28 protein-coding genes are annotated in these 26,942 nt (G+C 67.4%); 6 read left to right on the top strand and 22 right to left on the bottom strand.

Annotated elements, in window-relative coordinates; genetic code table 11:
- Positions 1-12 precede the first annotated feature (12 nt).
- Positions 13-2,484: a poly-beta-1,6 N-acetyl-D-glucosamine export porin PgaA gene (gene pgaA / locus ACI0FO_RS19990; protein ID WP_416029450.1), complete on the bottom strand. Its 2,472-nt coding sequence runs from the start codon at positions 2,482-2,484 to the stop codon at positions 13-15.
- 555 nt (positions 2,485-3,039) lie between these two features.
- Between pgaA and ACI0FO_RS19995 the strand changes: the two genes are divergently transcribed.
- Entirely contained in the window at positions 3,040-4,266 is a 1,227-nt protein-coding gene (locus tag ACI0FO_RS19995) for a GGDEF domain-containing protein (RefSeq protein ID WP_416029452.1), read from the top strand.
- A gap of 35 nt (positions 4,267-4,301) precedes the next feature.
- Here the strand turns inward: ACI0FO_RS19995 and ACI0FO_RS20000 are convergent, their stop codons facing one another.
- Positions 4,302-6,209, bottom strand: coding sequence for a prolyl oligopeptidase family serine peptidase (locus ACI0FO_RS20000; RefSeq protein WP_416029454.1), 1,908 nt, complete (start codon positions 6,207-6,209; stop codon positions 4,302-4,304).
- A 207-nt stretch (positions 6,210-6,416) separates the two neighbouring features.
- Here ACI0FO_RS20000 and ACI0FO_RS20005 point away from each other — a divergent pair, with 207 nt between their 5' ends.
- Entirely contained in the window at positions 6,417-6,872 is a 456-nt protein-coding gene (locus tag ACI0FO_RS20005; RefSeq protein WP_416029456.1) for a BPTD_2524 family lipoprotein, read from the top strand.
- A gap of 28 nt (positions 6,873-6,900) precedes the next feature.
- On the opposite strand, the gene ACI0FO_RS20010 is transcribed toward ACI0FO_RS20005, so the two are convergent.
- Complete coding sequence (locus ACI0FO_RS20010; protein ID WP_105558885.1) at positions 6,901-7,317, bottom strand: PaaI family thioesterase; 417 nt, start codon at positions 7,315-7,317, stop codon at positions 6,901-6,903.
- A gap of 106 nt (positions 7,318-7,423) precedes the next feature.
- Here ACI0FO_RS20010 and dinB point away from each other — a divergent pair, with 106 nt between their 5' ends.
- A complete protein-coding gene (dinB, locus tag ACI0FO_RS20015) occupies positions 7,424-8,506 on the top strand; it encodes a DNA polymerase IV (protein ID WP_416029459.1) in 1,083 nt (360 codons plus the stop codon).
- Positions 8,507-8,515: 9 nt separating this feature from the next.
- Here the strand turns inward: dinB and ACI0FO_RS20020 are convergent, their stop codons facing one another.
- From ACI0FO_RS20020 to ACI0FO_RS20110, 19 genes are read right to left on the bottom strand one after another with little or no spacing between them, the layout of a single operon-like run.
- Positions 8,516-8,977: a GatB/YqeY domain-containing protein gene (locus ACI0FO_RS20020; protein ID WP_105558887.1), complete on the bottom strand. Its 462-nt coding sequence runs from the start codon at positions 8,975-8,977 to the stop codon at positions 8,516-8,518.
- Positions 8,978-9,031: 54 nt separating this feature from the next.
- Entirely contained in the window at positions 9,032-9,472 is a 441-nt protein-coding gene (locus ACI0FO_RS20025; RefSeq protein ID WP_416029461.1) for an excinuclease, read from the bottom strand.
- A 46-nt stretch (positions 9,473-9,518) separates the two neighbouring features.
- A complete protein-coding gene (locus tag ACI0FO_RS20030; RefSeq protein ID WP_416029463.1) occupies positions 9,519-10,745 on the bottom strand; it encodes a beta-ketoacyl-ACP synthase in 1,227 nt (408 codons plus the stop codon).
- The gene (gene fabG, locus ACI0FO_RS20035; RefSeq protein ID WP_416029465.1) at positions 10,745-11,476 is read right to left on the bottom strand and encodes a 3-oxoacyl-ACP reductase FabG; all 732 of its coding nucleotides are present in this window, start codon (positions 11,474-11,476) and stop codon (positions 10,745-10,747) included. Before fabG ends, ACI0FO_RS20030 begins: the two co-directional genes overlap by 1 nt.
- Positions 11,473-11,934 (bottom strand): 3-hydroxylacyl-ACP dehydratase, encoded by a 462-nt coding sequence (locus tag ACI0FO_RS20040; RefSeq protein WP_416029467.1) that lies wholly within the window; start codon positions 11,932-11,934, stop codon positions 11,473-11,475. The genes fabG and ACI0FO_RS20040 overlap by 4 nt, the downstream gene beginning before the upstream one ends.
- On the bottom strand, positions 11,931-13,130 hold the full coding sequence (locus ACI0FO_RS20045) for a beta-ketoacyl-ACP synthase (RefSeq protein ID WP_416029469.1): 1,200 nt from the start codon (positions 13,128-13,130) through the stop codon (positions 11,931-11,933). Before ACI0FO_RS20045 ends, ACI0FO_RS20040 begins: the two co-directional genes overlap by 4 nt.
- A complete protein-coding gene (locus ACI0FO_RS20050; protein ID WP_416029471.1) occupies positions 13,127-13,681 on the bottom strand; it encodes a DUF3261 domain-containing protein in 555 nt (184 codons plus the stop codon). The genes ACI0FO_RS20045 and ACI0FO_RS20050 overlap by 4 nt, the downstream gene beginning before the upstream one ends.
- Positions 13,682-13,688: 7 nt before the next feature.
- The gene (locus tag ACI0FO_RS20055; RefSeq protein ID WP_416029473.1) at positions 13,689-14,936 is read right to left on the bottom strand and encodes an NAD(P)/FAD-dependent oxidoreductase; all 1,248 of its coding nucleotides are present in this window, start codon (positions 14,934-14,936) and stop codon (positions 13,689-13,691) included.
- Positions 14,937-14,982: 46 nt separating this feature from the next.
- Positions 14,983-17,310: an MMPL family transporter gene (locus tag ACI0FO_RS20060; protein WP_416029475.1), complete on the bottom strand. Its 2,328-nt coding sequence runs from the start codon at positions 17,308-17,310 to the stop codon at positions 14,983-14,985.
- A complete protein-coding gene (locus ACI0FO_RS20065) occupies positions 17,294-17,917 on the bottom strand; it encodes an outer membrane lipoprotein carrier protein LolA (protein ID WP_416029477.1) in 624 nt (207 codons plus the stop codon). Before ACI0FO_RS20065 ends, ACI0FO_RS20060 begins: the two co-directional genes overlap by 17 nt.
- Complete coding sequence (locus tag ACI0FO_RS20070; RefSeq protein WP_416029479.1) at positions 17,914-18,357, bottom strand: acyl-CoA thioesterase; 444 nt, start codon at positions 18,355-18,357, stop codon at positions 17,914-17,916. The genes ACI0FO_RS20065 and ACI0FO_RS20070 overlap by 4 nt, the downstream gene beginning before the upstream one ends.
- On the bottom strand, positions 18,350-19,273 hold the full coding sequence (locus tag ACI0FO_RS20075) for a glycosyl transferase (protein WP_416029481.1): 924 nt from the start codon (positions 19,271-19,273) through the stop codon (positions 18,350-18,352). Before ACI0FO_RS20075 ends, ACI0FO_RS20070 begins: the two co-directional genes overlap by 8 nt.
- The gene (locus ACI0FO_RS20080; protein WP_416029483.1) at positions 19,270-20,022 is read right to left on the bottom strand and encodes a glycosyltransferase family 2 protein; all 753 of its coding nucleotides are present in this window, start codon (positions 20,020-20,022) and stop codon (positions 19,270-19,272) included. The genes ACI0FO_RS20075 and ACI0FO_RS20080 overlap by 4 nt, the downstream gene beginning before the upstream one ends.
- The gene (locus ACI0FO_RS20085; protein WP_416029484.1) at positions 20,009-21,745 is read right to left on the bottom strand and encodes an AMP-binding protein; all 1,737 of its coding nucleotides are present in this window, start codon (positions 21,743-21,745) and stop codon (positions 20,009-20,011) included. Before ACI0FO_RS20085 ends, ACI0FO_RS20080 begins: the two co-directional genes overlap by 14 nt.
- A complete protein-coding gene (locus ACI0FO_RS20090; protein WP_416029486.1) occupies positions 21,709-22,257 on the bottom strand; it encodes a hypothetical protein in 549 nt (182 codons plus the stop codon). Before ACI0FO_RS20090 ends, ACI0FO_RS20085 begins: the two co-directional genes overlap by 37 nt.
- On the bottom strand, positions 22,254-22,508 hold the full coding sequence (locus ACI0FO_RS20095; RefSeq protein ID WP_039883125.1) for an acyl carrier protein: 255 nt from the start codon (positions 22,506-22,508) through the stop codon (positions 22,254-22,256). Before ACI0FO_RS20095 ends, ACI0FO_RS20090 begins: the two co-directional genes overlap by 4 nt.
- Positions 22,509-22,525: 17 nt before the next feature.
- Complete coding sequence (locus tag ACI0FO_RS20100; RefSeq protein WP_416029488.1) at positions 22,526-22,786, bottom strand: phosphopantetheine-binding protein; 261 nt, start codon at positions 22,784-22,786, stop codon at positions 22,526-22,528.
- A gap of 5 nt (positions 22,787-22,791) precedes the next feature.
- Positions 22,792-23,628: a lysophospholipid acyltransferase family protein gene (locus tag ACI0FO_RS20105; protein ID WP_416029490.1), complete on the bottom strand. Its 837-nt coding sequence runs from the start codon at positions 23,626-23,628 to the stop codon at positions 22,792-22,794.
- On the bottom strand, positions 23,625-24,353 hold the full coding sequence (locus ACI0FO_RS20110; RefSeq protein WP_416029492.1) for a beta-ketoacyl synthase chain length factor: 729 nt from the start codon (positions 24,351-24,353) through the stop codon (positions 23,625-23,627). Before ACI0FO_RS20110 ends, ACI0FO_RS20105 begins: the two co-directional genes overlap by 4 nt.
- A gap of 134 nt (positions 24,354-24,487) precedes the next feature.
- Between ACI0FO_RS20110 and ACI0FO_RS20115 the strand changes: the two genes are divergently transcribed.
- The 3 genes from ACI0FO_RS20115 to ACI0FO_RS20125 all read left to right on the top strand — a co-directional run bounded on the left by ACI0FO_RS20115 (position 24,488) and on the right by ACI0FO_RS20125 (position 26,931).
- Positions 24,488-25,129 (top strand): 4'-phosphopantetheinyl transferase family protein, encoded by a 642-nt coding sequence (locus ACI0FO_RS20115; protein WP_416029494.1) that lies wholly within the window; start codon positions 24,488-24,490, stop codon positions 25,127-25,129.
- A 90-nt stretch (positions 25,130-25,219) separates the two neighbouring features.
- Positions 25,220-26,437: an NO-inducible flavohemoprotein gene (gene hmpA / locus ACI0FO_RS20120; RefSeq protein ID WP_416029496.1), complete on the top strand. Its 1,218-nt coding sequence runs from the start codon at positions 25,220-25,222 to the stop codon at positions 26,435-26,437.
- A 56-nt stretch (positions 26,438-26,493) separates the two neighbouring features.
- The gene (locus ACI0FO_RS20125; protein ID WP_105558904.1) at positions 26,494-26,931 is read left to right on the top strand and encodes an Rrf2 family transcriptional regulator; all 438 of its coding nucleotides are present in this window, start codon (positions 26,494-26,496) and stop codon (positions 26,929-26,931) included.
- Positions 26,932-26,942 lie beyond the last annotated feature (11 nt).

Raw genomic sequence — 26,942 nt, forward strand, 5'->3', positions numbered from 1 at the left:
TCGGATCGATGTTCAGAAACGGTAGGCAAGGTCGAATACGATGCGCAGTTCGCGTTCGCGCACACCGTCGTAAGGCCGGCTGATGCCGGTGACCATGGCGCCCATGTCCAGCACGTCGTTGGCGCGGTAGCGTTGGCCGTATCCCAGCGCGATGACGCCGCCGGTGCCATAGCCTTGTTGGCTGTAGACGCCGGCGCCCAGCGTGCCGATCTGTTCCCATGCGGTTTCGTAGCGGCGGTAGAGCGTGTGCGTCAGGCGCACGCCGGGCACCGCCATGAAGTCGGCGCTGGGGTTGAAATAGGGGGCGTCGTCGCGCGTATTGCGCTGGGACGACATGTCCAGTTCCAGGTCAGCCTTAAGGTGCGGGGCGGTGTAGACGCGTTCGCGGCCGTTTAGGCCCAATTCCCATCGCTGGTTGCCATCGCTGAAACGGGAAGGCGCCACGGCCAACGTCCATTCGCGCCGTTCGTTGGCGCGCCAGCGCACGTAACCCGCCAAACGGTTGGACGAGATATCGTTGGTCAAGGCGCGCAGCGGCGTGTCGCGCGACATGATTTCGCCCGAGCCGCCGATTTGCCAGTGGTCGTTCAGGTCGTAGGCGGCCGACAGGCGCACACCGGGCTTTACGCCATGTCCGTAATCGTGGGTCGAGACCTCGCCCTCGACCGTCAGATCGCGGCCGCGCCATTCCACGCCGGTCCGCAGCCAGCGGTAGTCGCCCCGGCCCTCTTCGAAGTCGCCGGTGGCATAGCCGCCGCCGCCGAATACGCGCCAGTTGTAATTGATGGGCGATGAATACAAAACGGCATCGATGCCGAAGTCGCCATTGCCGTTGACGGGGCTGTCCGAGGCCAGGCCGCGGTAGCCGCTAATGCGCAGTTCGGCCTTGTTGTGGACTTCCCATTCGCGCGCCAGGCGGCGGCTGGTCAGGTTTTCTGGCGCGCGCGCCAGCGTGTCGGCGGACAACGCTTCCGCCTGCCGCCATTCCTGCAGATCCAGCGCGGTGAAGCCCTGGCCGTTTTCCACGCCCAGGCTGCGCGGCGTCTGGGTCTCGGCCATTTTCAATTCGGCCTCCGAGGCGCGCGGCAGCGCACGCGCACGGTAGACGACGGCCAGGTCGCCGCGCAGGCCGGAGTTATTGGGCGCGTTGGCGACCATGTCTTCCAGGCGCTGCTGCGCGGCAACGGTGTCGTCGGCCTGCAACTGGGCCGCCGCAAGCGTTTGGCGGCTTTCCAGGTTCAGGTCGTTGGGCACGCGGGTCGCCTGGCCCTTGGGGTACAGCCAGGGGGCATAGCCCGACTGCACGGCTTCGGTCACGGCGCCGGTCTCGTCGTACTGTTCGCCTTCAGCCAGCGCGTAGTAGCGTCCGGTCTGGTTGGCCAGCCGCTGTTCGGGATCGTCGTGGTCGAAGGCCTCGTCCGCGGCAACCTGCCGGTAGAGGTCGCGAGCGCGTTCGGGCTGGCGCTGGTACAGATAAGCCGATGCGACATCGTTCAGGGCGTAGCGCGGCACGCTGATGCCTTCGGCGACGAGCGCTTCGTATTCCTGCGTCAGGTCCGCCATGCGTGCGCGGGCATGCAGGGCGTGCAGGCGGTCGATGCGGGCGCGGGCCACATCGTCCTGGGCTGCCTCGCCCAGCTGCCGCCACGCGGGGATCAAGGTGTCATAGCGGGCCAGCGCCCGATCGGCGATCACGAAGCGTTCGGCCTCGCTGCGGGTCGGCATCGCCGCCAGGCGGACCTGCTGGGCCAGCGCGTCGGCTTCGAAGCCCCGCATCTGCGCCGCGTTAAACAGGTCCGGGCGCCGCTGCGCGCGTTCCAGCGCCACGTCGGCCATGCGTGCGCGCTGCAGCGCGTAGATGTACTCGCGTTGCACGGCAGGGGACTCGGGCGCAAGGCCTTGCGCCAAGTCCGTCTGGTGCAGGGCTTCGAAAGGCTGGCCTTGGCGGGCATGGACATAGGCCAGCGCCAGGCGCGCGTCCGCGTTCCTGGGCTGGCGCGCTACCCATTTCAGGCCGGCTGCCCTGGCTGCGTCGAACTGGCCGGCGTCCGCCAGCGTCATGACTTCGCCGGCGGCAAAAGCGGCCTGCGTCGGGTGGCGCCGCAACCCTTCGCGGTAGCGGGCCAGGGCTTCTTGCCAACGGTGTTCATCGCGATAGGCCCGGGCCACCGCCAACTGGACATCGGCGGGCAGGGCTGCGCTGGCCGGCAGCGTTTCGTAGGCCGCGATGGCCTCGGCGGGCTTGCCGGCCCAACTGGCAATGATGATGTGGTCGTGGATGGCCCGTGTGCTGGCTGCCTGGCCTTGCTGGCGCAGCATGGCCAGTGCGGGCTCGTAGTCGCCGGCGCGGGCGCGCAAGATCAACGCATCGTAATCGTCTGCCGGGCCGCCAAGGGCCAGGGCCGGCGCCAGGGCCGCACAGGCGGCCAGGTGGCGAAATGTCGTTCGGGCAACCCGAGGTTGCTTGGGGCCTCTATTTTGCATCTGTTGTACTTCCGCAGTTGCGACTAGGGATGTTCATGGCTCCACCGCCCGGCGGGCGCGCTGGCGGTTTAACCGGCGGCGGCTCGCGCGGCGCGCAAGGCGCGCTCGGGAGGAGAAGCGAACATGTGGTTTGGACTGCGCGGCGCCCGCTACGGGGACCTTCGCACGCGCGCTGAGGCGGTGCATGGCTAGTACGCGCCACGCCCGTGGGGCGTGGTCGAGGAGCTTCTTTTGGCTTCTTCGACAGGAGTGACTGTAGGGGTTTTCCGCAAATTCAACTGTCAATTACTGCAAAGGGTGATCCCGGTGCGTTGCCCTTGGCGTATTCTTCGTCGCATACCGTGCAATCGTCCTGGCGCGGGTGGTAAAGGTTCTGGACACATCGCATTCGCCTCGCGCCGGCCGTTGGCCGGCTTGCGTGCAATGCGGCTTTTTGTCCTTCTGGTAACAAAAAGCATCAAAAATGCTGACGTGTAACGCGTTTCCACTTACGAACCCAGTGCAACGGCAATTCCAAGCGACGGTAAGCGCCCTGCGGCGCAAGCCGTAAAAACCATGACGACTTCCTTGTTCTTCCTGATGTGGGGGCTTGCCACGGCGTTGGCGTTGCCGCTGCTGCTGCCGTTCCAGGCGCGCGGCGTAAGCGGCGTCCGGGCGTTCATCGTGGCGAATGCGTTGGCCGTGCTGTCCCTGCTGTCGTATGCGTCGGGCGACTTCATGGCGCCCGGCGTCTATGTGATGGTGTCCAACGCCGCGTGGGTGTGCGCGGTGGGCCTGGTCTACGTGGGCCTGCGCCAGTTTTTCGGGCTGCGTCCGCACATCGCGCGCACCGTGGGTATCGGCGCGGCTTGTCTGCTGGCGTTTGCGCTGATGCTGTACGGCAAGGACGACATGGGCGGGCGCATGATGCTGTTTTCGGCCTACACCTGTGTGTACATGGCGATGGCGGGGCGGGTGATCTTCCTGCGGCGCACGCAGATCCAGACCCGCGGCGTCACGCTCTACCTGATGTTGGCGACGCTCGGGCTGGCTGCCCTGCACGGGCTGCGCATCGTGGTTTACGGCGCCGGCCTGGAGCCGCCGGTCTCGCTGCTGCAGCCGTCAACGTGGGGGCTGTTCTTCATCGTATGCGGGTCGGCCACCGTGCCGGCCCTGTTCCTGGCGTTGCTGCTGCTGATCCAGACCCGTCTGTCGGAACAGATGCAGGCCGCGCTGACGTTCGACAGCCTGACGCGCGCCTACTCCCGCCGCAGCATCCTGGACGAACTGGAACACGAACTGCAGCGGTGCAGCCGCATGGGCGGCCAATTGGCGGTGTTGGTGCTGGACATCGACCATTTCAAATCGATCAACGACCGCTACGGCCACGCGGCCGGGGACACGGCGTTGCGGCACTACGCGCACGTCGTGCAGAACGCGGTGCGCGGATCGGACCGCTTCGGCAGGCTGGGAGGCGAAGAGTTCGTGCTGCTGATGTACGACTGTGATCCGGCGCGTGCGTTGATCCACGCGCAGCGGGTGTGCGACGCATTGCGGGATACGCCGCTGTACTTGCAGGGGTGCGAGGTGCAGATGACCACCAGCGGGGGCCTGGCGTCTTACCAGGCGGGCGACAGCGCCGATGTGATTCTGGCGCGCGCGGATGTGGCGTTGTACCGCGCCAAGGAGCAAGGGCGCGACCGTGTGGAGATGGCGTTTTCCGGTCGCGGCGCAGGCCGCGCGCAAGTGGCGGGGCTGACGGCCAACGCGCCGTTGGCCGCCCAGGAGGCGTTGGGGGATTAGCCGCCCCGCAGGCGCCTCCTGGCGGGGTAATGCCCCTAGGGTTTGAGGTGTTCCGTCAGGAACTTCTCCATTGCTTCGTAGAACTCGAACTTGTTCTCGTCGTTGTGGAAGCCGTGGCCCTCGTTGTCCTTGACCATGTATTCCACTTCGATGCCGCGGGCCCTTAGCGCCTTGACCATCTGGTCGCTTTCATCCTTGTTGACGCGGGGGTCCTTGGCGCCCTGCGCGATGAACAGCGGCGTCTTGATCTTGTCCGCGTGCAGCGCCGGCGAGGTGGCCGCCAGACGGTCGCGGTCGCGCTCCGGATGCCCGACCATGTCTTGCATCTTGTCCAGCATGGGCTTCCAGTACGGCGGAATGGACTTCATGAACGTGAACAGATTCGACACGCCCACGTAATCCACCGCGGCGGCATAGAGGTCGGGCGTGTAGGTCACGCCGGCCAAGGTGGCGTAGCCGCCGTAGCTGGCACCGTAGATGCCGATGCGTTTGGGGTCGGCGATGCCTTCCTTGATCAGCCATTGGACGCCGTCGGTGATGTCGTCCTGCATTTTCAGGCCCCATTGCCCGAAGCTGGCCTCCCAGAACGCGCGGCCATAGCCCGTCGACCCGCGGAAGTTCATTTGCAGCACGCAGAAGCCGCGGTTGGCCAGGAACTGCGTTTCGGGGTTGTAGCCCCAGCCGTCGCGCGCCCACGGGCCGCCATGCGGGTTCACGATGCAAGGCAGGTTCTTGGGGTCGCGTCCGGCCGGCAGCGTGAGATAGCCGTGGATGGTCAGGCCGTCGCGGCTTTGGTAGCTGATCGGGCGCACGTGCGACATGTCTGCTTCCGGGATGGCCGGGTTGATGTCGGCCAGCTTGGTCAGCGTGTCGGTGGCGGCATCGTAGATGTAGCGCGAACCGGGCGTGCGGTCGTTGTAGGCGGCGACGATGAACTTGTTTTCATCGCGGTTGGAGCCTTGCAGCGCGATCTCGTAGCCTTTCAGCTTTGTCGACAAGGTCTTGAACAGCGCTTCGGATTGGGCGTCGAAGAACTTGTATTGCGGCTTGTCCGTCTGGTAGGCGGCCAAGGTCAGTACGCGGCGCTTGCGCGAATAGCCTGCGCCGTCCAGGTCCACGGTATCCGGGGTGAAGACTTCTTCTTCGGCGTCGGGCTTGGCGGGGTCGATAACGACCAGCGAGAGCTTGTCGCGGCCGCGGTTGCTTAGCGCGTAGATCTTCTTGTCGTCGAACGTGAAGAAGGACGGGCTGACGCTGGTGCGGTAATCGGTCGTGATCAGCGGACGGAAGTCGGAGGCTTCGTCGTCGCGGTAGAGCAGGGTGGTGTTCAGGCCGTCGCTGGTGACGGCGGCGCGCACCTTGCCCGCGTGGTCGGTTTGCCAGCCGACGATGTTGCCGGGGTTCTGCGCCACCAGCACGGCGGCGCCGGTGTGGACGTTGACGCGGTAGACGTCGAAGACTTCAGGGTTGCGCTGGTTGTGGCTGATCAGGACGTGGTCGGGATCGTCTTCCAGGTCGTCTTCGATGCTGGCGCGGGCGCCTTCATACGGGGTCAGGTCGGTGATCGTGCCGGTCTTGGCATTGACGGCGAGCACATGGTAGTTCTCGTCGCCGCCAAAGTCCTTCTGGTAGAGCACGACGTCGCCGCCCTTCCAGAAATAGTTGCTGATGTCGCGGGCGGTTTCGCGGGTCAGTTGGCGGGGCTCGCCCACCAGCTTGCTGCCTTCCAGCGGCTGCACGTAGATGTTCATGCGGGCCGGATTGCCGTCCACGCTGGTGGGTTGCATGAACGCCAGCGTCTGGCCGTCTTCGGCCAGGCGGAAGAAGCCGCGTTCCGGATTGCGGAAGAAATCTTTCAGGGGGTAGGCGCGTGGGGGCGGCGGCGTGGCGCAGCCGCCCAGTGTGGTGCCGACGATGCTGGCGGCGAGAACGGTGCGCGTCATGAATGAAAACAAGGGGAGACCTCCGTGATTTCAATGCCTTACGTTATTGCAATACGTGATCGGCATTGGCGGACTGCGGCGCGTGCCGGCGCCGGGCGCCGGCGGCTCGTCGATAATGCCATAGTCGCGCGGGGGGTGTCGAACCGGCCCCACTTATGCCGCCGGACGGTTTGCGGGATAATCGCGGCAATTCATCTGGAGAATTACATGTACAGGAATCTGGTCGCGGCATCGGCGCTGGCGCTGGGCCTGGCGGGCTGCTCGGTGGGCATTTCGCAGGACAGTGCGTCGCCGCACAGCGAGTTCAAGGCGCCGGTCGCCTTCAAGGATGCCTACGCCACGGTGATCCGGCAGTCGAACAACTGCCTGCGCAGCACGGACAACGCCTACCGCGTGATCCCCGAACTGAATGAAAGCGCGCAGTCGGCCGTGGTGCGCGTGCTGGCGCCGTATACCGACAACGAGATGTCGCGGGTCGACCTGAAGGCCGCCGGCGAGAAGACCACGGATGTGCGTATCGTAATGTGGGGCAAGGGCACCTGGGACGCCGCGGCAATGCGCGCCATGCAGGACGCCATCTACTACAGCATCACGTCGTGCAGCACCTACATGCCGCTGGATCCGCGGCCACCGGTCAAACCATCGCGCGACCTGCCAAACTAAGCTGGCCGCGGGACGCCCGGGGGTATCGTCAATCGCCGCCCGGGCGGCGGCGGATGATCTTGAACGTGGCGGTGGCGCGGGCGACCAGTTCGCCATCGGCACGCCGGATGTCGCCTTCGCAGAAGGCGATGGACGCGCCACGGCGCAGGCAGCGCGCTTCAATGACCAGGTCGCCCGTACCGGGCGACAGGAACGTGGTGTTCATGTCGATGGTGGCCATGCCTTCGGTGGCGTCGGCCGAACCCCGAGCCGCGGCGCTGAGAGTGAAGTCCAGCACGCTCATCAGCGTGCCGCCGTGCACGTCGCCGCGGCTGTTGGTCAGGTCCTGGCGCCACGGCAGCGTGGTGCGGGCGTAAGCCGGCGCGATGCTCTCGGGCACCAGGCCGATGAAATTCATGAAGGGTATCGTCAGGCCGAAGTAATCAGTTTGGGCGGGTGCGGTCATGGAACGGTTGTGGACGGAAAGGGATAGCGGGATCAGCCGGTCATAATATATTTTTTTGCAGTGGCCGCCAGCGCATCGCTGCGCCGGCCACGGTGTTCCGAGCGGAATGTCTGAATTTATGCGCAAGATCGTGCATGTGGACATGGATGCGTTCTACGCGTCCGTGGAGCAGCGCGACAACCCTGAACTGCGTGGCAAGCCGGTCGTCGTGGCCTGGACCGGCCCGCGTTCGGTCGTGTGCGCCGCGTCATACGAGGCCCGGCGTTTCGGCATCCATTCGGCCATGTCCGCCGTCCGGGCGGAACGGCTCTGTCCACAGGCCATCTATGTGCCGCCGGACTTCAACCGCTACCGCGAAGTTTCGCGCCAGATCCGCCAGATATTCGCCCGCCATACCGACCTGATCGAGCCGCTGTCGCTGGACGAGGCCTATCTGGACGTCACGGTCAATAAATGCGGGCTGCCGTCGGCCACCGAAGTGGCGCAGGTCATCCGGCACCAGATCCGGGAAGAGACGGGGCTGACTGCGTCGGCGGGTATCGCGCCCAACAAGTTCCTGGCCAAGATCGCGTCTGACTGGAACAAGCCCGATGGGCAGTTCGTGGTCCGGCCAGGCAAGGTGCTGGCCTTTTTGCAGCCCTTGCCGGTGCGCAAAGTGCCGGGGGTGGGCAAAGTGACGCAGGCCCGATTGGAACAACTGGGCATCCACACCGTGGGCGATCTGGCCACGCACAGCGCCGAAGAGCTTGAACATTACTTTGGCCGCTACGGCAGGCGCCTGTACGAATTGGCCCGCGGCATCGACGAGCGCGAGGTGCAGACCGACCAGCCTTTGCAGCAGGTGTCCGCGGAGACGACCTTTTCGGAAGACATCCGACTGGATGCGTTGGGCGACGCCATCGACCGCATGGCCGACCGGGTGTGGGATCAGGCGCTGAAGAAAGGCGCGCTGGGGCGCACGGTGGTGCTGAAATTGAAGACCGACCGTTTCCGGATTCTGACGCGAAGCCAGACCAGCCCGAATCCGCCGGCTTCGGCGGCCGAGTTGGCCGCCGTGGCGCGGTTGTTGTGCGAACGCGTGGAATTGCCGCCGCAAACGCTGTACCGGCTGGCCGGCGTCGGAATGAGCAACTTTGCCGATCCCGCCGAGCAGTCGCGCCAGCCGGATCTGTTCGGCGGCGCGTTCTGACTGCCGGGATCAGGCCAGGCGGGCCTTCACTTGCTGGGACAGCGCGGTCATGTCGGCACGGCCGGCCAGGGCTTGCTTGAGCAGCGCCATGACCTTACCCATCGCGGGTGCGCCGGTCACGCCTTGCGCGGCAACTTCGGCCAGGGCGGCGTCGATGGCGGCGGCCACTTCCTCGGGCGTGGCGGCTTGCGGCAGGAACTCCTGCAGCACGGCCATTTCGGCCTTTTCCTGCTCTGCCGTTTCCGTGCGGCCCGCCTGTTCGAACGCGGCGATCGATTCGCGGCGTTGCTTGACCTGCTTTTCGATGATGGCGGTGATTTCAGCGTCGGTCAGGTCGCGGCGTTCGTCCACTTCCTTCTGCTTGACGGCAGCCAGCAGGAAACGCAGCGTCGTCAGGCGCTCGGCGGCCTTGGCGCGCATCGCATCCTTGACGGAATCGGAGAGGCGGGTCTTGAGCGTAGCAGTGCTCATCGGGGAACCTTTTGTGTGGTGTTGCGGCAAACCGGAAGTGTAAACCGGACGGGCCTACTTCAATTGGGTCAGGTCGCCGCGCAGGGCTACCCCGGCGACCACCGCGCCCGCATGGCATTCGTAGTCGGTTTTGCTGGTGTATTCGTTCTTGCGATAGTAGCTGACGATGTTGGTCACGGCGTTCGCATTGGCCTTCTTGGCCGCTTCGTGCAGGGCGATGACGGCGGACTGGGCCACCCACTCGCAGGCCTCGGCGTCTTTCTTTGCGAACGCGTTGGTCTTGCGGTTGGTCACGACGCCGGCTTCCACGACCCGTCCCTTGGGCCCGGTGCCCGCCAGATAGAACTTGACGCTTCCGTCGATCTTGCCGGCGGCAAGCGCCGCATCGATGGCGGGCTGCAGCGGCAGGAACACGGTGCGGTCGGCGGCCAGCGCCTGCGCCGAGCAAGCCAGTGAAAGGGACACGGCTCCAAGCAGCTTGGAAGTAAAGGTCATCAAATGCGCTCCAGGGATAGAAAGTGGGAAAGGGCGGGCGCCGCGCTTAGCGCCAGCGCCGGAAAATCAGGGAAGTATTGATGCCGCCGAAGGCGAAATTGTTGTTCATGACGTACTCGTTGCTCATGCGCCGGCCTTCGCCCTGCAGATAGTCAAGGTCACCGCAGCGGGGGTCGACGTTGCGCAGGTTCAGCGTGGGGGCGTACCAATCGCTGTTCAGCATTTCGATGCTGAACCAGGATTCCAGCACGCCGCACGCGCCCAAGGTGTGCCCCAGGTAGCTCTTTTGCGAACTGATGGGCATCTGGCTGCCGAACAAGCTGTGCGTGGCTTGTGTTTCGGCGATGTCGCCCTGTTCGGTCGCCGTGCCGTGTCCGTTCACGTAGCCGATGGCCTGCGGCGGCAGCGCCGCGTCCGCCAGCGCCATCTCCATGGCGATACGCATGGTGCGGGCCTCGGGGCGCGTGATGTGCGTGCCATCCGAATTGCTGCCGAAACCGACGACCTCGGCGTGGATGCGGGCGCCGCGGGCCAGGGCGTGGTCCAGCGACTCCAGCACCAGCATGCCGCCGCCTTCGCCGATCACCAGTCCGTCGCGGTCGCGGTCGTAGGGGCGGGGGGTGAGTTCCGGCGTGTCGTTCTGCTGGCTGGTGGCGTAGAGCGCGTCGAACACCAGCGCTTCGCTGGCGCAGAGCTCTTCCGCCCCGCCGGCCAACATCATTTCCTGGCGGCCGTAGCGGATGGCTTCGTAGGCGTAGCCGATGCCCTGGCTGCCCGACGTGCAGGCGCTGGACGTGGGGATGATGCGGCCTTTGAGCTCGAAGAAGATGCCGACGTTGGCCGCGGTGGTGTGCGGCATCATGCGCACGTAAGAGTTGGCGTTGAGGTCTTCGGTGACCCCGTTGAGCAGCATGTTGCCGAAGGCGCGGATTTCGGCCGTGCTGCCCACGGAAGACCCGCAGGCCACGCCCATGCGGCCGTCGGTGATGCTCGGGTCGCCAAGCAGCGCGGCGTCCGCCAGCGCCAGTTCGGCGGCGCGGACGGCCAACTGCGACACGCGCCCCATGCTGCGCAATTGCTTGCGAGTCCAGTGCGCGGGCACCTGGAAATCTTCGACGGGGCCCGCCAACCGCGTATTCAGTTCGGCGTACCGGGACCAGTCCGGCATGTGCCGGATGGCGCTGCGGCCCGACGCGAACGCCTGCTGTACGCGGGCCCAGTCGGAACCCAGGGCGCTGATGCCGGCCATGCCGGTAATGACGACGCGCTTCATCAGCACAGGCCTCCGTTGACGGCAATGACCTGGCGGGTGATATAGGCCGCGCCCGGCGACATCAGGAACACCACGGCCGCGGCCACTTCTTCAGGGCGGCCCATGCGCTGGGCCGGCACGGCTTTCAGGATCTCTTCCACGGGCACGTGTTCGTCGATCATGTCGGTATCGATCAGGCCGGGGGCCACGCAATTGACGGTGATCTGGCGCTTGGCCAGTTCGACGGCCAGCGCTTTGGCGGCGCCGATCAATCCGGCCTTGGACGCGCTGTAGTTGACCTGGCCGCGGTTGCCCACCAGCCCCGAGACCGAAGCCATGCACACCACGCGCCCTGCGGCGCGGCGGCGGATCATCGGCATCGCAAGCGGACTGAGCACGTTGTAGAAGCCGTCAAGGTTGGTCCGCAGCACCTGGTCCCAGTCGTCGCCCGTCAGGGCAGGGAAGGCGCCGTCGCGCGTCAGGCCGGCGTTCAGCACGACGCCATAGTAGGCGCCGTGGGCATCGACATCCGCTTGCAGGACGGCGGCGCATTGCGCGCGGTCCGACACGTCGAACTGCAGAATACGGGCTTGGCGTCCACGGGCCACGACGTCGGCCTGCACGGCCTCGGCCTGGTCGCGCTGCTGGCGGCAATGCAGCACCAGATCGTGGCCGGCGTCGGCCAGGGCCAGCGCGATGGCGCGGCCGATGCCGCGGCTGGAGCCGGTTACAAGGATGGGGGCAGCGCTCATTGGAGGGGGGCTTCCTGGATAAATGCGTTGGGGTCTTGGGGCTGATACACATTCAGCCGGGCCTGGGCCAGCAGGCGGGTCGCGTCGCGCAGTTCGCATTCGAAGACGCTCATTCCGCTGGCGTCGATCAGGCCGCGTCGGACATGGATGTTCAACGTGGCCCCGGCGGGCAGGCGGTCGGCGTGGCATTCGTAGCGCCGCGTGCCAAGCAGAAAGCCCAGCTTCACGGCCTGGCCTGCCTGGCGCGCCTGGCAGCCCGCCCAGGCGCCCACGGCTTGCGCCATGAGTTCCATGCCCAGCCAGGGCGGTAGCGAGCCGTCGGGCCATGAATAGGGACCGGGGCGCACGACGGCGCGCGCGCTCAGGCTGTCGGCGTCGTAGGCTTGCACGTCGTCGATCAGGATCATGTTGCCGGCGTGAGGCAGCAGGCTGGCGACGGGCCAGGGGCATGCGTTCATGCGCGGGCTCCGAAGATCAGGCTGGCGTTGTTGCCACCGAAGGCGAAAGAGTTGCTCATGGCGATGCGCGGGCGGCCTTGGGCGTAGCGGTGCTGGCCGGTGCTGAAGTCCAGCGCGGGCAGCGCGGGGTCGGGGTGGCCGTCCCACACATGGGGCATCAAGCGGCCATCGGGGTTGCCCGCCGACAGCGTGATCCATGCCAGCGCGGCTTCCATGGCGCCGGCCGCGCCCAGCGTGTGGCCGGTCAGCGCCTTGGTGGAGGCGCAGGGCACGCCTTGCGGGAACACGGCCTGCATGGCCTGGCTTTCCATGGCATCGTTGTGCGTGGTGCCGGTGCCGTGCAGGTTGACCCAGCCGATGTCGGCGGGCGATACATCCGCGGCGCGCAGGGCGGCCTGCATGGACAGGCGCGCGCCGGCGCCGGAGGGCTCGGGGGCGGACATGTGCCAGGCGTCGGAACTGGCCCCGCCGCCCAGCAGGGCGACGGCGTGCGGGTCGGCGGCATCGCGTTCCATCAGGAACAGGACGCCGGCTTCGCCGATGTTGATGCCACGGCGGTTGGCCGAGAACGGCAGGCACAGCGCGTCGTCCACGGCTTCCAGCGTGGCGAAGCCGTTGATCGTCAAGCGGCACAGCGTGTCCGCGCCGCCGCAGACCACGGCGTCGCACAGGCCGGCGGCCAGCATCCGGTGCGCCGACAACAGCGCGCGGGCGCTTGAAGTGCAGGCCGTCGACAGCGTGTAGGCCGGCCCCGACACGCCCAGATAGGCCGCCAGGAAAGCCGCGGGTGAAGACAGGGCCTGGCGGCGGTAGTCGTAGCTGGCGGGCCAGGCTCCCTGGGCGGCCAACTGGCGGAAGGCGGGCGCGTTGTCGTTGACTCCCGACGTGCTGGTGCCCAGCACGACGGCGACGCGCGCCGGGCCATAGCGGTCGATGGCACGTTGCAGCTGCGGTTCGATCTGCGCGGCGCAGGCCAGCAGCAATTGGTTGTTGCGGCTGTGATGCTGCGCGGGCTGCGTGTCGGGTATTGCCGGCAAGGCGCCGGTGTAGCCGCCCAGCGTCAGGCTGCGGCCGTCGACCCAGCCCGTCTGGGCCACCATGCCGCCCGTGTCGCCGTTGAAAGCGGCTTGCGCCGCCGCATCGATGCCGGCGCCCAGCGCGCACACGATGCCGGGTGTGCCCAGCCAGCTGTTCATGGCTGCTCCTTGAGCGGGGCGATCCGCCAGGTGACGCCGTCGGCGCCCGTGATGGAAAAAACGTTCGGTTCGGCGGCCCGCGGCCAGCGGACGGTCCAGCCCGCCGCGCCGCGATCCCGCAAGCGGCGTTCGGCCGCGCCGTCAGGCGTGTGGCTGGCCTGCCAGGCGCCAGCGCCGTAGGCGGCGTCAAGGTCGGATTGCGGCGTCCAGGCGAACATCAGCGCGGCAAACAGGCTGCGGGCCTGGGCGTTCGGGCGCAGGAATCCGTCGTTGCGCCACTGTCCGTGCTCAAACATCTGGCGGGCCTGCGGCACGCCCATCGGGTCGAACAGCGACCAACGCAATGCGGCGCCTTCGCGTTGCACCACCAGCATCGTATCCAGTGGCGGCTGGCCGGCGGCCACTTGCACTACGTGCAGTTGGCGCGGCACGGTGAAGGCCGTTTCGCGCGCGGGCACGGGCGGCGCGCCGGCGCAGCCCGCCAGCAGCGCGATGGCGGTCGCCGCGGCGATGGCGCGGCACGTGGGCAAGAAGGGCAGGGACGAGCGCATGGGGGTATCAGGCGGGTGCCGCCTGCGCATTGGCGCCGCGGCAAAGTTCACTCAGCATGCGCAGACGGCGTTGCGGGCTGGCGACAAAAGGATTGTCGGCGTCCCAGGCGTAGCCGGCAAGGATCGAACTGATCATGCGGCGGATGTCGGGTTGCGCGTTTTTATAGAAGACCACATCCTGGAATTCGCCGCTATACCAGCCTTGCACGTAGGCGCGGAACGTCTCGACCCCCACCATCAGCGGATCGGCGAAATCGCGTTGCCAGTCGACCGGTTCTCCGCCCAGTTGGCGGTGCAGGGCGTCGGCGGCCAGCTTGGACGAACGCAGGGCGATGGTGACGCCGGACGAGAACACCGGATCCAGGAACTCGGCGGCGTTGCCCAGCAGCGCGTAGCCCGGGCCGTGCAGGCGCGTGACGCTGGCCGAATAGCCGCCGATGGTATTGGCGGGCGTATCCCAGACCGCGTTCGCCAGGATGCGCTTCAGGTTGGGCGCGGCGTCGGCCATGGCGCGTAAGGTCGTCATCAGGTCCTGGTCCGGTGCGCCGAACAGGTCTTGCCCGCCGACGACGCCGAACGAGCAGCGGCCGTTCGAGAACGGGATCAGCCAGTACCAGATACCCGATTGCTCGGGATGCACGCTGATCAGGATTTTCTCGCGGTCAAAGCCGGGGTCGTCGATGCGGTCTTCGATGTGGGTGAAGATGGCTTTGCGCGGCGGCATCGACGAGGGCCGTTCAAGATCCAGCAGGCGCGCCAGCACGCGGCCGTAGCCGCTGGCGTCCAGCACGAAGCGGCTCTTGACCTGATAGACGCCGCCGTCGGCGCCGCGCACGTCCAGAAGCGGAGCGTCGCCGCTGAAATCGGCGGCGGTGACTTCCTGCTGGTAGCGCACGTCCACGCCCTGGCGGGCGGCATCGTCGGCCAGCACCTTGTCGAACTGCGCGCGCTGCACCTGGAATGTGGTGCCCGGACCGGCGGTGAACTTGTCGCGAAAGTCGAAGTAGGTGTATTGGTCGCCGCGGGCGAAGGCGGCGCCGTTCTTCACCTGGAAACCCGCCGCCGCGACGGCGGGCATCATGCCGGCTTCTTCCACGAATTCCAGGCAATGCGCCAACAGGCTTTCGCCGATGGAAAAGCGCGGGAACTGCTGGCGCTCCAGCATCAACACATCGCGCCCTTGCCGTTTTAGCAGGGCAGCGGCGACGGCGCCGGCGGGGCCGGCTCCGATGACGACGACTTCACGATGTTCCATGCGGGGTGATTCCATGTCGGTACGAAGAATGGGGAAGGAAGGGGGTTCAGGCTGTGCCAGGCGGGCGGATCCAGGGGGCCCATAACAAGGAAAAAGCGACGCCAAGGGCGACCGCCAGGCCGAAGTTGGCGATGGCTGGCGTCTGGCTGATGGCCAACAACCCGAATGACAGCAGCGTGGTGACGGCGCCCAGCAAGATGCCCACCAGGCTGGCGGCGGCGCCCGCGACGCGCTCATACATGAAGATGGCGTAGTCCACGCCGATGGCGGACACCAGCAGCAGCCCGAACAGACTGAACAAGGTCAAAGGCTGACCCAGGTAGCCCAGGGCGGCCAGCGAGCAGGCGGTTGCGGCCAACGGCACCGCCAGGATGCGCCAGGCAGCGGCGCGCCCCAGGGTCAGCAGCAACAGTACCGCGGCTACCGCGTAAGACAGCAGCTTGAGTTCGGCGGCCTCGATGCGGGTCGAGGCGAACATGCGGTTCAGCTCGCCGCTGCGGTCGACCAGCACGACGCCGGGCATATTGTGCGCAATGCCATTCAGCGCGGCCGCGTTGCGCAGGCCCAGCAGCGTGACCATCCCCGCCGCCTCGCCGTCGCGCACGCCCAGCCATTGCGCGCGCCAGCGTTCGGCCAATGGGCCTTGCAACGCGCCGTCGATCGTGACCGCGGGCAGCGAGGCCATCGCCTGCAGTTCGTGGCGCAGCGCGTCGAAAGGAATGCCGATATCCGTCAGGGGCTTCCAGGTGTCGGGCTGCGACGCCAGGGCGGCCAGCCGCTGGCCCAGCGCGAGTTGGTCGGCGGCCGGTGAAACCAGTTGGCTCAGGGCGCTGTAGGCGGCCAGGTCGCCGCGCTTGACCAGGGCGTCCAGCTGTTGCGCAAGCTGCGATTGACGGCGCAGCAGCGCGTCGGCGCTGTCGGCGCGGACCAGGAAAAACTGGCTGGTCGGTGTAAAGCCGGTGATGTCGCCGATTTGTCGGGCTTGTTGCAGCAGGGGGGCGGGCAGGCTGAGCCACTGGCGCAGGTCGTCCTGGACGGCCAGCCGGCTGATGCCGCCGATGGTTGCCGCCGCCAGCACCAGCGCGCCTGCGCCAAGCAGGGCGCGCCGATTGGCCAGGCGCGCGCGCAGGCGCAACGCCGCATCGGCTGCGCGCAGCAACGGGGGCCAGGGCTGCGGCCGCCAGCCGTCCATCCAGGCGGGCAACTGGCACACCGTGCAGGCATAGGCGCCCAACAGGCCGGCTGCGGAGAAGACGGCCGTCTGCGTCAACGCGGGGAAGGGGGTGAAGGCCAGCGCGATGTAACCCACCAGGCTGGCGGCCAGGCTGATCGTCAGGCCCGGCAGCACGCGCCGTAGCGCCGGCCAGGCCTGCCAGTCGGCCATGCCGTAGCTTTTGCCGAGCCAGTGCATGGGAAAGTCGACCGCCACGCCGATCAGGCTGGCGCCGATCACCAGCGTCAGCACATGGATCGAACCGAACACCGCGACGCAGGCCACCGCACCGGTCAACAGGCCCACCGCGACTGGCACAAAGGCCAGCAGCGCGCGCGCGCGGCGCAAGGCCAGCAGCAGCACAAGCACGATGCCGACCATGGCGCTTGCGCCAATCCAGGTACTTTCCGCCACGGCCTGTGCGCGCCCAGCGGCTGCGTACAGCGGCCCGCCGGCCACCAGCAGTTGCGCGCCGCTGGCGTGCAGCGCCTGGCGGTCCTGATCGATCTGCGCGGAAATGCCTTGGGGGGCGTCGCTGTCGAAGGCGTCGGCACGCGTATCGGCTCGCACCAGCACCCAACGCTTGCCGTCGTGTTCGGCTTGCAGCGTGCCAGTGCCCATGTCGTACTGCACCGCGCCGCCCGGGCGCAGCGCTTGTTCGGCGCGGCGTGTCAGGCCCAGCCAATCCTGATCGGCGGGCACCAGGCCGGACGACGAGAACGGGTCCGACAGTTCGCGGGCGCGCCGCTGGGCGTAGGCGGTGGGATCGGACGTCAATTGCTCGCGGTCGGCCGCCGGCAGCATGGCCAGGCGGCCGGCAAGCAACTGCGCGCGCAGCGCGGCAACGTCCACGTTCAGTTCGATCTGCACGGACGAGAACAGCCCGCTGCGGGTCCAGCGTTCGGCCAGCAGGCGCGCGGGCGCCACGGGATCCGCGTCGGGCGGCGCCGTGACCAGCGCCACGATTTGGCGGGATAGCGGTTCCTGGATGCGGGCTTCGGCCAGCTGGCGCGTGGCGTCGGCCGTAGCCCGCGGCACCAGCTCCATCAGGTTGGCGGATACCGGCCACCCGTTGCGGCACTGCCAGGCGCCGGCGCACAGCACCAGCAGCAGGCCCAGTTTGAACAGCCGAGGCAGCCAGCGCTCAGTCGGAAAACGCACGTTGCTCCTCGGGGGTCAAGCTGTCGGCGGCGGCCGCGTCCGTCATCTGGAGGACGCTGCGGTCGCCTTGCGTTTCACGCAGTTCGATGCGGTCAACCAGTTTGCCGCCGTTGATCTGGATGTTGTCGAATATCTGGCGCAGCAAGGCCGAACGCGGCGTCAGCAGCAATTGCCAGGCGTCGGCCTTACCCGTCAGCGCCAGGTCGAAATTCTCTTGCAACCCGCGGGTGTCGCCCGCCAGCACCGACAGGAACAGGCGGTTTTCGCGGCCCGATCCCGTCTGTTGCGGCAGCGCCTGCCAGGCGCCGGATTCGTCGCGCCGCGAAATGCCGTTGGCGTTGATGCGCAGGTCCTGGGCAATAGGCGTGCGCAGCAGCCACAACAGCCCTTTGCCGGCTGCCAGCGTGAAGTCGCCGCGGCTGGTCAGCGGCTGGGGCAGCGAACGCAGGAATTTCTGCTGCACGAAATGTCCGCGGACGACCGGCGTGGCGCGCAACTGGGCCTGCAGGTCGTTCAGGTCGAATGCCCGGGCGGTCCAGGGCAGGGCGGTCAGCGCCAGCAACAGGAACAGGCGCGTCGCCGTCTTCAGGAAAGCCATGGGTGTCATGCCCGGACCTCCAGGGATTGCAGCTTGCGTTGCACCGCATCCACGAACACGGCCGGCGACGCCAGTTGCATTTCACGGGTTTCAATGCAGACCGCGACCTGTTCCGAGGTTGCGCGGGTCAGGCGGGTGCCGGTCGCCGCATCCAGGATCAGGTAGTTGATCTTCAAGCGGTTTTCCCATTCCACCAGTTCGGCGCGCACCGTCAGGCGCTGGCCAAATTGGGCGGGCTGCGCGTAGCGAAGATGCATATCGATGACCGGCCAGGCGTAACCGCTGGCGCGCATGGCGTCGTAGTTGTGGCCCAACAGGTCCAGCAGCTCGCAGCGCGCCTGTTCCAAATACTTCACGTAGTGGCCATGCCACACGACGTTGAGCGAGTCCACGTCGAAGAAGGGGACGCGGACTTCCACTTCGGCGCCAATAAGGCCTCGTTTACGCATCGTCTTTCCAGAAGGGGTAGAAGTTGAACCATTGCAGCGGCGCCTCGCGGCAATGCGCGGCAAGGCGGTCGGCGTAGCGTTGCGCCCAATGGGCGATGCGCGCCTGGCGCGTGGCGCGCGTCCATTCGATGCCGTCGGACAGGCGTTCCATCGCGACGCGGTAGCGCGCGCCGTGGCGGGTGCAGAACAGCAGGTTGACCGGGCAGCGCAGTAGGCCGGCCAGCAGCCAGGGCCCTTGCGGCAGCAAGGCGCCAGCGCCCAGGAACTGCACGGGCGTGGTGCGGTCGCCTTGCAGCGGTACCCGGTCGCCAGCGATGGCGAGCCATTCGCCGCGATCCAGCCGTTGCGCCAGGTCCAGCATGGCGGGGGTGTCCAGTTCGCTGACCTGGATCATGCGCGGCCCGCCGCCGGCTTCGGACAGAAGGCGGTTGAAGTGGACGGCGTGCTTGCTGTGGACCAGGACGTTCAGCCGCAGCGCGCCGGACCGTTCCGCCAGCGCGCGGCAGACTTCGATGTTGCCCAGGTGCGAGCCCACCAGGATCTGGCCGCGTCCCGTGCCCATTTGCCCATGCAGGCCGTCGGGGTCGGCGATGTCCAGGTCGGACAGGGTGATCTTGCCCTGCCATACGTCCAGCTTGTCCAGCATGGCGTGGGCGAACGCCAGGTACTGGCGGTAGACGGGCGCCGCGCGCGGCAACGGCGCGGGCAGCCCGCCGGCCTGGGACAGCCGTTGCTGATATTGCGCGATGGCGCGACGGGCGCGGCCGCCGAAGGCGTAGAAGTACAGCACCACCAGCCAGACCACGGGGGCGACCACGCGGCGGCCCAGCCGGCGGGCCGCCCACGCCGTCAGGCGCATCAGTAGAGGGCTGCCGCGCTCGGCCTGAGCGGCCCAATGGGGATCGGCGGCGCTCACGGCCGCGGCCCTCGCGCCAACCGCCGCCACAGCAGGGCGGGCGAACGGACCAGCATGCCGAAGAACAGCCGCGCGTGCATCCGGCTGATCAGCAGGTTGTCGCGCAGGCCCTTGAAGTGCGAAATGCCGCCTTCGGGATAAACCACGCGCGTGGGCAGCCAGGTCATGGGAACGCCGCGCCAATGCAGCCGCACCAGGATGGCGATGTCGAAGTCCATGCGGTGGCCCACGCGCGCCCCGTCGATCACCGGCAGCACATGCGCCAGCGGGTAGACGCGGAAGCCGCACATGGCGTCGGGGATGTCGAGCGACAGCGTGTTGATCCAGACCCAGACCCGTGTGAGCCAGCGGCCATAAAGGCGGCTGCGCGGTACGTCGTCGCCGTAGACGGGCGCGCCGCAGACCACGGCTTGCGGCCGGGCCCGCGATGCGTCGGCGAAGGCGGCCGCGTCGGGCAGCGCATGCTGGCCGTCGGCGTCCACCTGCAACGCATGGGTGTATCCCAGCGCGGCGGCGGCGCGCAGGCCGTCTTGCACGGCGGCGCCCTTGCCGCCGTTCACGGCGCGGCGGACCAGATGCGTGCGGGGCAGCCGGGCCAGCGCGTCCAGCGCGGCCGCGCAGTTTGCGTCCGAGCCATCGTCGACCAGGACGCAAGGCAGATCTTGCGCGGCCAATTGCGCATGCACGGCCGCGACCGTGGCGCCGTGGTTGTAGACCGGGATGACCGCGCAGAGCTTATGTGCCGGCATGGCCGTCCACCTGCAGAATGCGGCCCGACGAGCAAGGCGCGTCGTCGACGGTGCACGTGAAATACAGCTTCTGCTTCGTTTCGTCCCAGCGCAGGGCCATCACGGCGGAGTCACCCGGGCGCAGCAGCTTCTGGAACTTCAGGGCTTCCATGCCGCCCACGCGCAACCCCGGGATCAGGTCGCGTTGCGCCAGCGATACCGCCCAGCCGATCTGGGCAACGCCCGGCACGACCGGCACCGACGGGAAATGTCCGCTGAAATGCGCCAGGTCGTAGGGGATGTCGAGCGTATAGCGACGCTCGCCAGGGGGCGGGTCGGGCCGTTCCACCGCGATAGGATCGACGGGGCGCGAGCCGGCCGCCGCGTCGAAGTCGGCCTGCGGCAGTTTTCCCTGGGCATTGGCGGGCAGGTGCCGGAAGAAGCGCCAGCTGCGGGGAATGGCCAGCGATTCAAAGCCGGCGCCCAGGTGCGCGCGCAACGCGTCCACGACCGCTTTGCGGCCCTGGTTGCGCAACGCGTGCAAACCGGCGGCTGACAAGGCGACCAGCCCTGTCAGCCGCGCGGCGCCGGAAGGCCGGCCCAACCGGGCGTCGTCCACATAGGCATGGCGCATTAGCGACTGCTCCAGCATGGGCAGCGAGATGCGCTTTTCTTCGATCTTGACGATGCGGTCCAGCCGGCCCAGCAATTGGAAGCCGCCTGGCGTGAGGTACGCGCCGTCGGACGTTTGCTCGTCGGCCGGATTCACCCACGGCGACTGCACGCGCAAGGCGCCTTCGACGTTGAGGCTGACGGCCGTGCCGGGCAACGGCTGCCAATCGGCCGAACCCGTGCGCCACGCCACGGCGCCGGTTTCCGAACTACCGTAGATTTCGGTGGGGCGCAGGCCCAGGTCGCGCTCGATGGCGTCGGATACCTCAATGGGCAGGGCGCCGCCCGAGGTATGGATGCGGACGAGCCGGCCGCGTAGTTGGGCCCAGTCCAGCCGTTGCCCAAGGCGGCGCAGCAGGGCCGGGCTTGCGATCCAGGTGAAGGACGGGTAGCGCAGGCTGGCCTGTTGCAGCTCTTCGGGGTAGAGCCGTTGGCGGCGGTCGATCTGCCGGCCCGCGCACAGCGGCCACAGCACGCGGAACGGCAGGCCGTACATGTGCTGCGCCGACACGCTGCCCAATACCGGCACGTCCGGGCTGGGCCATTGCTGCTGCAACGCTGAAACTTCCGCCGCCAGTTGCCGCCACTGTTTGACAAGGTGCTTGGGACTGCCGCTTGACCCCGAGGTGCACAGCACCAGGGTCAGGGAGGGATCCAGCTCGGCGGGCGCCATGGCGTCGCCGTCCTGCAGGCCGGACAGACGCCACTGCCTTTCGGCGGGCAAGGGAAGGGCGGTGTCGGTCAGCCAGGCGTCCACGTCCGTGTCCAGCGTGGCGCAAGTCTGCGCTTGCGCATCGCCGGGAAGGACGGCGACCACGCCTGCGCGCCAGCAGGCGAACAGGGCGGTCGCCTGCGCGGCGGCGTCGTCGAACCAGAGGGCAATCCGGCGCGCCGAACGCGCCTGCAGCGCACCGGCGGCCAGCAGGCTGGCGCGCGCGAAGGCGGCGCGCGTCAACAGCGGGGCGTCGGCGACGGCCACGCCGTCGGCATCGGCCGACGGCAGCAACAGGCGTTCCAGCGGCGTCCAGCGCATGCTCAGGCCGCCTTGGCGGCTGCCGGGCGCAGCAGCCATTCGCCCGCGATCAGCAGGCCCATCAGGCCGTAGCTGGCGGCCCCGTTGTATGCGACCCACCAGCTCCAGGGCGCCCACGCGGCCAAGCCTGCCGCGATGGCGCCGTTCGCCGCGAAGAACACGCACCACGCGCGGGTCACGTTGCGGGTATAGCGCACGCCCTCGGGCGGCAGGTCGGGATGGCGCAGGCGCGCCAATTGCTCAACGACGGGGCGGCCCACCCGCAGGCTGGCGCCGAAAACGGTAAGCATCATGGCGTTGACCAGCACCGGATACCAGCGCAGCCAGGCTTCGGAGTTGGACACGGCAAGCACCAGGCAGAAGGCGACGGCGACGGCGGGCAGCAGCCGTCCGCCGGGCTGCGCGGCGCGCGCGGTCAGGCCGCGCGCCAGCCACAGCGCGGCCAGCGGCAGCGCCAGCCAAGCCGGATTCACGTGCCCCAGCGTCGCGTAGACGGCAAAGGGATACGCGACGCCGGCGGCGGCGAGGCCTGCCGCGACGCCGCGTCTCATGCGTCGGGCGCCTGCTTTTGCCACATCGCCTGGACGACGTCTTCGACGGTGCGCACCGTGCGGAAATCGTTGGCATCCAGCTTGCGGCCGGTTTGGCGGCGGACGTGGTCGATCAGGTCGATGGCGTCGATGCTGTCGATTTCCAGGTCCGTATACAGATTGGCTTGCGGCGTGACGCGTTCCGGCTCGATCTCGAAGAGTTCGACCAGCGCATCGCGCAGCGTGTTGAAGATGTCCTCGCGGGTATGCATCGTGGACTCCGTATGCGTCAGGCGCGCCGTTGCGCGGCGACAAAGGCCGCCAGGCTATTGATGCTGGTGAAATGATCGCGCATGTTGCGCGTTTCGGGGTCGATGGTGATGCCGTAGCGCTTTTGCACCGCGAGGCCCAGCTCCAGTGCGTCTACCGAGTCCAACCCGAGTCCGTCGCCGAAGAGCGGTTCGTCGGACGCGATGTCGGCAGGCGCCATGTCTTCCAGCCCCAGCGATTCGATGACGAGCATCTTGAGCTCAAGTTCCAATTCATTCATCCCGCTTAGACTCCGCTACCACCGCGCTGGGTGGGTTCGTTCATGAGAGCGCCGGCCGGCGCGAGGCGCGCCAACTCGGCTTCGAAATAGGCATGTAGCCAGGCATTCATTTTGCGCCCGGCGATCGGCAGGGGGTGCGCGTCGCTCCACACGGCCGGGTCGATGTCTTCGCCCACCTGGATCACATAGCGCATGCGGCGCGGTGGAATCCGGTACCAGGGCTCGCCCTTGGTGAGGCTGCGCGGGGCCATCTGGATGACCACGGGCGTGACGACTTTCGCGCCGCGCAGGGCGATGGCGCAGGCGCCGCGATGGAATTGCGGCGACGCATCGGGAGGCGTGCGCGTGCCCTCCGGAAAGACGATCAGCGTTTCGCCATTGCGCAGCACGTCGGCGGCGCGGTCGAACATGTCGAAGCTCTCGTCATTGGTGATGTAGCCGGCATTGGCGATGGGGCCGCGCGTGAACGGGTTGGTGGCCAAGCCGTGCTTGACGATGCAGTTGGCGTTCTTGACGTGGCCGACCAGGAACACGACATCGAGCAGCGAGGGGTGGTTCGCCAGGATCATCTGGCCCGGCTTGCCCAGGCGGTCGGCGCCCTTGAACTCTACCGTCAGGATGCCGACGCGGACCATGAAACGGATGAAGAACCGGAACGTACCGTTCAACGCCGACCGCGCGCGGCGCTGGCGGTCTGCTTTGCCGCCGGGCAGCAGGCGCTGGGGCGGGAAGACCAGCACGCGCAGCAGCACGCCGCCCAGCCCGAATATCGTGAAGGCCATGCCGGTGGCGACCAGGCGCCAAAGCCAGAAGTCCTGCCGGGGTTGCGTGGTGCTTGTCATGCGTTGCGTGTCCAGGTCCAGCGTCGGGCGTGATTCTGGTGCGTCCAGGCGGACGTTCGCAGGGTCAGGTGGCGCAGCAGGTTCAGCGGATTGGGCCAGGCCTGCGGGGCGTCGGGCGGCGCGCCATCGGGGTTGGCGGTCAGCGCCAGCGTCCATTGCGTTCCCGGGCGCAGGTGAAACGCCGCCGCATAGGTATACGGCACGTCGTCGATCCAGGGGGCGTAAGGGGCAGGGGGGCGTTCTTCCGCCAGTACCACCAAGACGTCTTCGTGCCCTTCGCCGAACAGCATCGCGCCTTCGACGAAGGCATGCTCAAGCCCGTCGTCTTCCACGGACAGGGCGATGGATTCAGTGGTTTCGCGGCGTATGATCGACCACTGCGCCGCGATGGCGTTGTGCACGGACAGGCCGAAGGCAGTGGGCGATAGCGGCTCGTCGGCCGCCAACGACTGCAGCAGCCCGAAATTGCGGGTGGTTTCCCCGTGGCGCGACGCGAACACCAGCGGCATGCCGGCGCGGCCTGCAGCCAGCGGCCAGGCGCACGCGAACACCGCGCGCGCCAGCGAGCTGAGGCGGCGGCGCTGCATCGGAGGCAGGAAATCCAGGCGAGGCGCGCATTGGTCCGCGAGGGGGCAGTAAGGATGTTCGGCCCACTGCAACCAGTCGGTGGGCGTATCGATTCCTTGCGCCCACCCCTGCCATTGCGCGATTGAGAACGTCAACATAGCGCGCGATTCTACTATGCCGCCGAGCATTGATTTTGTTTTTGATGGTTACTTTATCGCTAATTCGTCACTGTAAGCGTCTACTTATTTGGAATAACTAGTTACCTATTGCTGTGGAAATTCAGGAACTATTCATGTACTGGGCGGACAAAAGCGCCGCCGTTCTCTATAAACAAGAGAATTTGTCCGACGAGGATGCGCGCCGGGCGCCGGGAAACGGTAGCCGACAGGCAAGAAGGGACGACTGGCAGGTCAGCCGCGCCTTGCTGCACGACGTCAGATCCGCGATGCCCCCTGGTGCCGTCCTGTCGTTGAGCCACAGCGGGGGCCATGCCATCTGCGGGCAGGCGCCGGCTGGCTGGAAATTGGGGGCCGACCTTGAACCGATGCGCGCGCGCGACATTCCCCGCTTGGCGGAGTGGGTGTGTTCCCCGGCCGAAGCTGCGGGGTTGGCGGCCTTGGACGGCGAGGCGCAACAAGAGCGCTTTTACCTGCTCTGGACCTTGAAAGAAGCCTTCATCAAGGCGGCCGGCCTGGACTTTCCGGCGGACATGGCGTCCGTGGGGCTGGCGCCGGACGTGGCCGGAGGGTGGCGCCTGAACGCGCCGACGGGCGCGTGGCGGGCATGCAGTTGGCGGGTGGGGCGCGCCTGGGTGGCATCGATGGTCTGGTTGGCGCCCAGTGATAACGCAATGTCACCGCAGTGGCGCGCGACAACTGGCTGTCCGTTGCCGCCGGTGACGCTTATGGGGCATTGGACGTCAGCCGGGGGGTGATCGTCCCGGCGCGTTTTGCCATGGGCTTTTAAAGATGTATTATGAATATATCTTTAAAAGCGAGCCTGCTCGCAACGCAAGGAGCCCCTGATGTTGAGCCCCCAAATCCGTGCGCTGGTCAAAGCCACGGCCCCTGTCCTCAAGACGCACGGCGTGGCGCTGACGCGCCATTTTTATGCACGCATGTTCGAACACAATCCCGAGTTGAAGCACGTCTTCAACCAGGCCCACCAGGCCGCCGGCCAGCAGCAGCACGCGCTGGCGGGCGCGGTCCTGGCTTACGCGGAACACATCGACGATCCGTCCGTGCTGATGCCGGTCGTGACGCGTATCGTGCACAAGCACGTCAGCCTGGGCATCCGGCCCGAACACTACGCGATCGTGGGCAAACATCTGCTGGCTTCCATCCGCGAGGTGCTGGGCGAGGCCGCCACCGACGAACTGGTTGACGCCTGGGGCGCCGCCTATGGCCAATTGGCGGATATCTTGATCGGCGAAGAAGCGCGCCTGTACGCCGAATCCGCCGGGAAACCGGGCGGCTGGACGGGCTGGCGGGCGTTCCGCGTGGTGGGCAAGCAGGCCGAAAGCGCTGAAATCACGTCGTTCTACCTGGCGCCGTCCGACGGCGGCGCGGTGCCGGCGTATCAGCCGGGCCAATACATATCCGTGCGCGTTTACGTGCCAGAACTGGGGCTGATGCAGCCCCGCCAATACAGCTTGTCGGACGCCCCCGGACAAGACCGCCTGCGCATTTCGGTCAAGCGCGAACCGGCCGGGGCACAGACGCCGGCGGGCCGCGTGTCCAACGTCCTTCACGACCGTCTGGAAGAGGGCGGCGTGCTGGACGTGGCGCCGCCGCAAGGCGATTTCCACCTGAAGGCAGACAGCGATGCGCCCGTCGTGCTGCTGAGCGGCGGCGTCGGGCTGACCCCGATGGTGTCGATCCTGAACCACCTGGTCCGCAACGACGACGCGCGCCAGATCCGCTTTGTGCACGGTTGCCGCAACCGGTCGGTGCATGCCATGAAAGACCACGTCAACCGCATCGCCGCCGAGCGCGGCAACGTGCGCAAGGCTGTGTTCTATGAAGAAATCGGCCACGACGACGAGCCGGGGCGCGACTATGACCATGCCGGCCGCCTGGACTTGCATGCCATCCGCGATGAAGTCATCGTGCCCGGCGCGGACTATTACCTGTGCGGGCCCGCGCCCTTCATGCTGGCCCAGCGCGAAGCGCTGCTGGCGTTGGGCGTGGGTTCCGACCGCATCCATGCCGAAGCCTTCGGCACCGGCGGCGCGCCGGCCTGACGGGTGTATCCTGGCGGCCTGATCCGCCTGGGCCGCCAGGCATCCGTCTTCCTCCTATGCAACTGACCCGATTCACCGACTTCGGCCTGCGCGTCTTGATGTATCTGACGCAATGCCGCGACCGGCCCGCCGCCGTTACCATCCCGGAGATCGCCGGACGCTTCGACGTGTCCCGCAACCACCTGGTCAAGGTGGTGCACTTCATGGCGCAGCGGGAATGGGTCAACACCACGCGCGGCAAGGGCGGCGGCTTGAGTCTGGCCCGGCCGGCTTCCGAGTACCGCGTAGGCGACCTGATCCGCGAACTTGAGCAGCAGGGGCCCTTGATCGATTGCCGCGAACCGCCCTGTGCCCTGGACGGCTCCTGCCGCCTGTCGGGCGTGCTGGCGCAAACCCTGAACGCCTTCTACGACGCACTGAACGCCTACACGCTGGCCGACCTGGTGCGGGACCCTACCGCCGCGGCCATCATCAAGCTGCACCGCGCCGCCTGAGGCGGGGCATG

The sequence above is a fragment of the Achromobacter marplatensis genome (genome assembly GCF_049060505.1).
Lineage (GTDB): Bacteria > Pseudomonadota > Gammaproteobacteria > Burkholderiales > Burkholderiaceae_B > Achromobacter > Achromobacter marplatensis_A.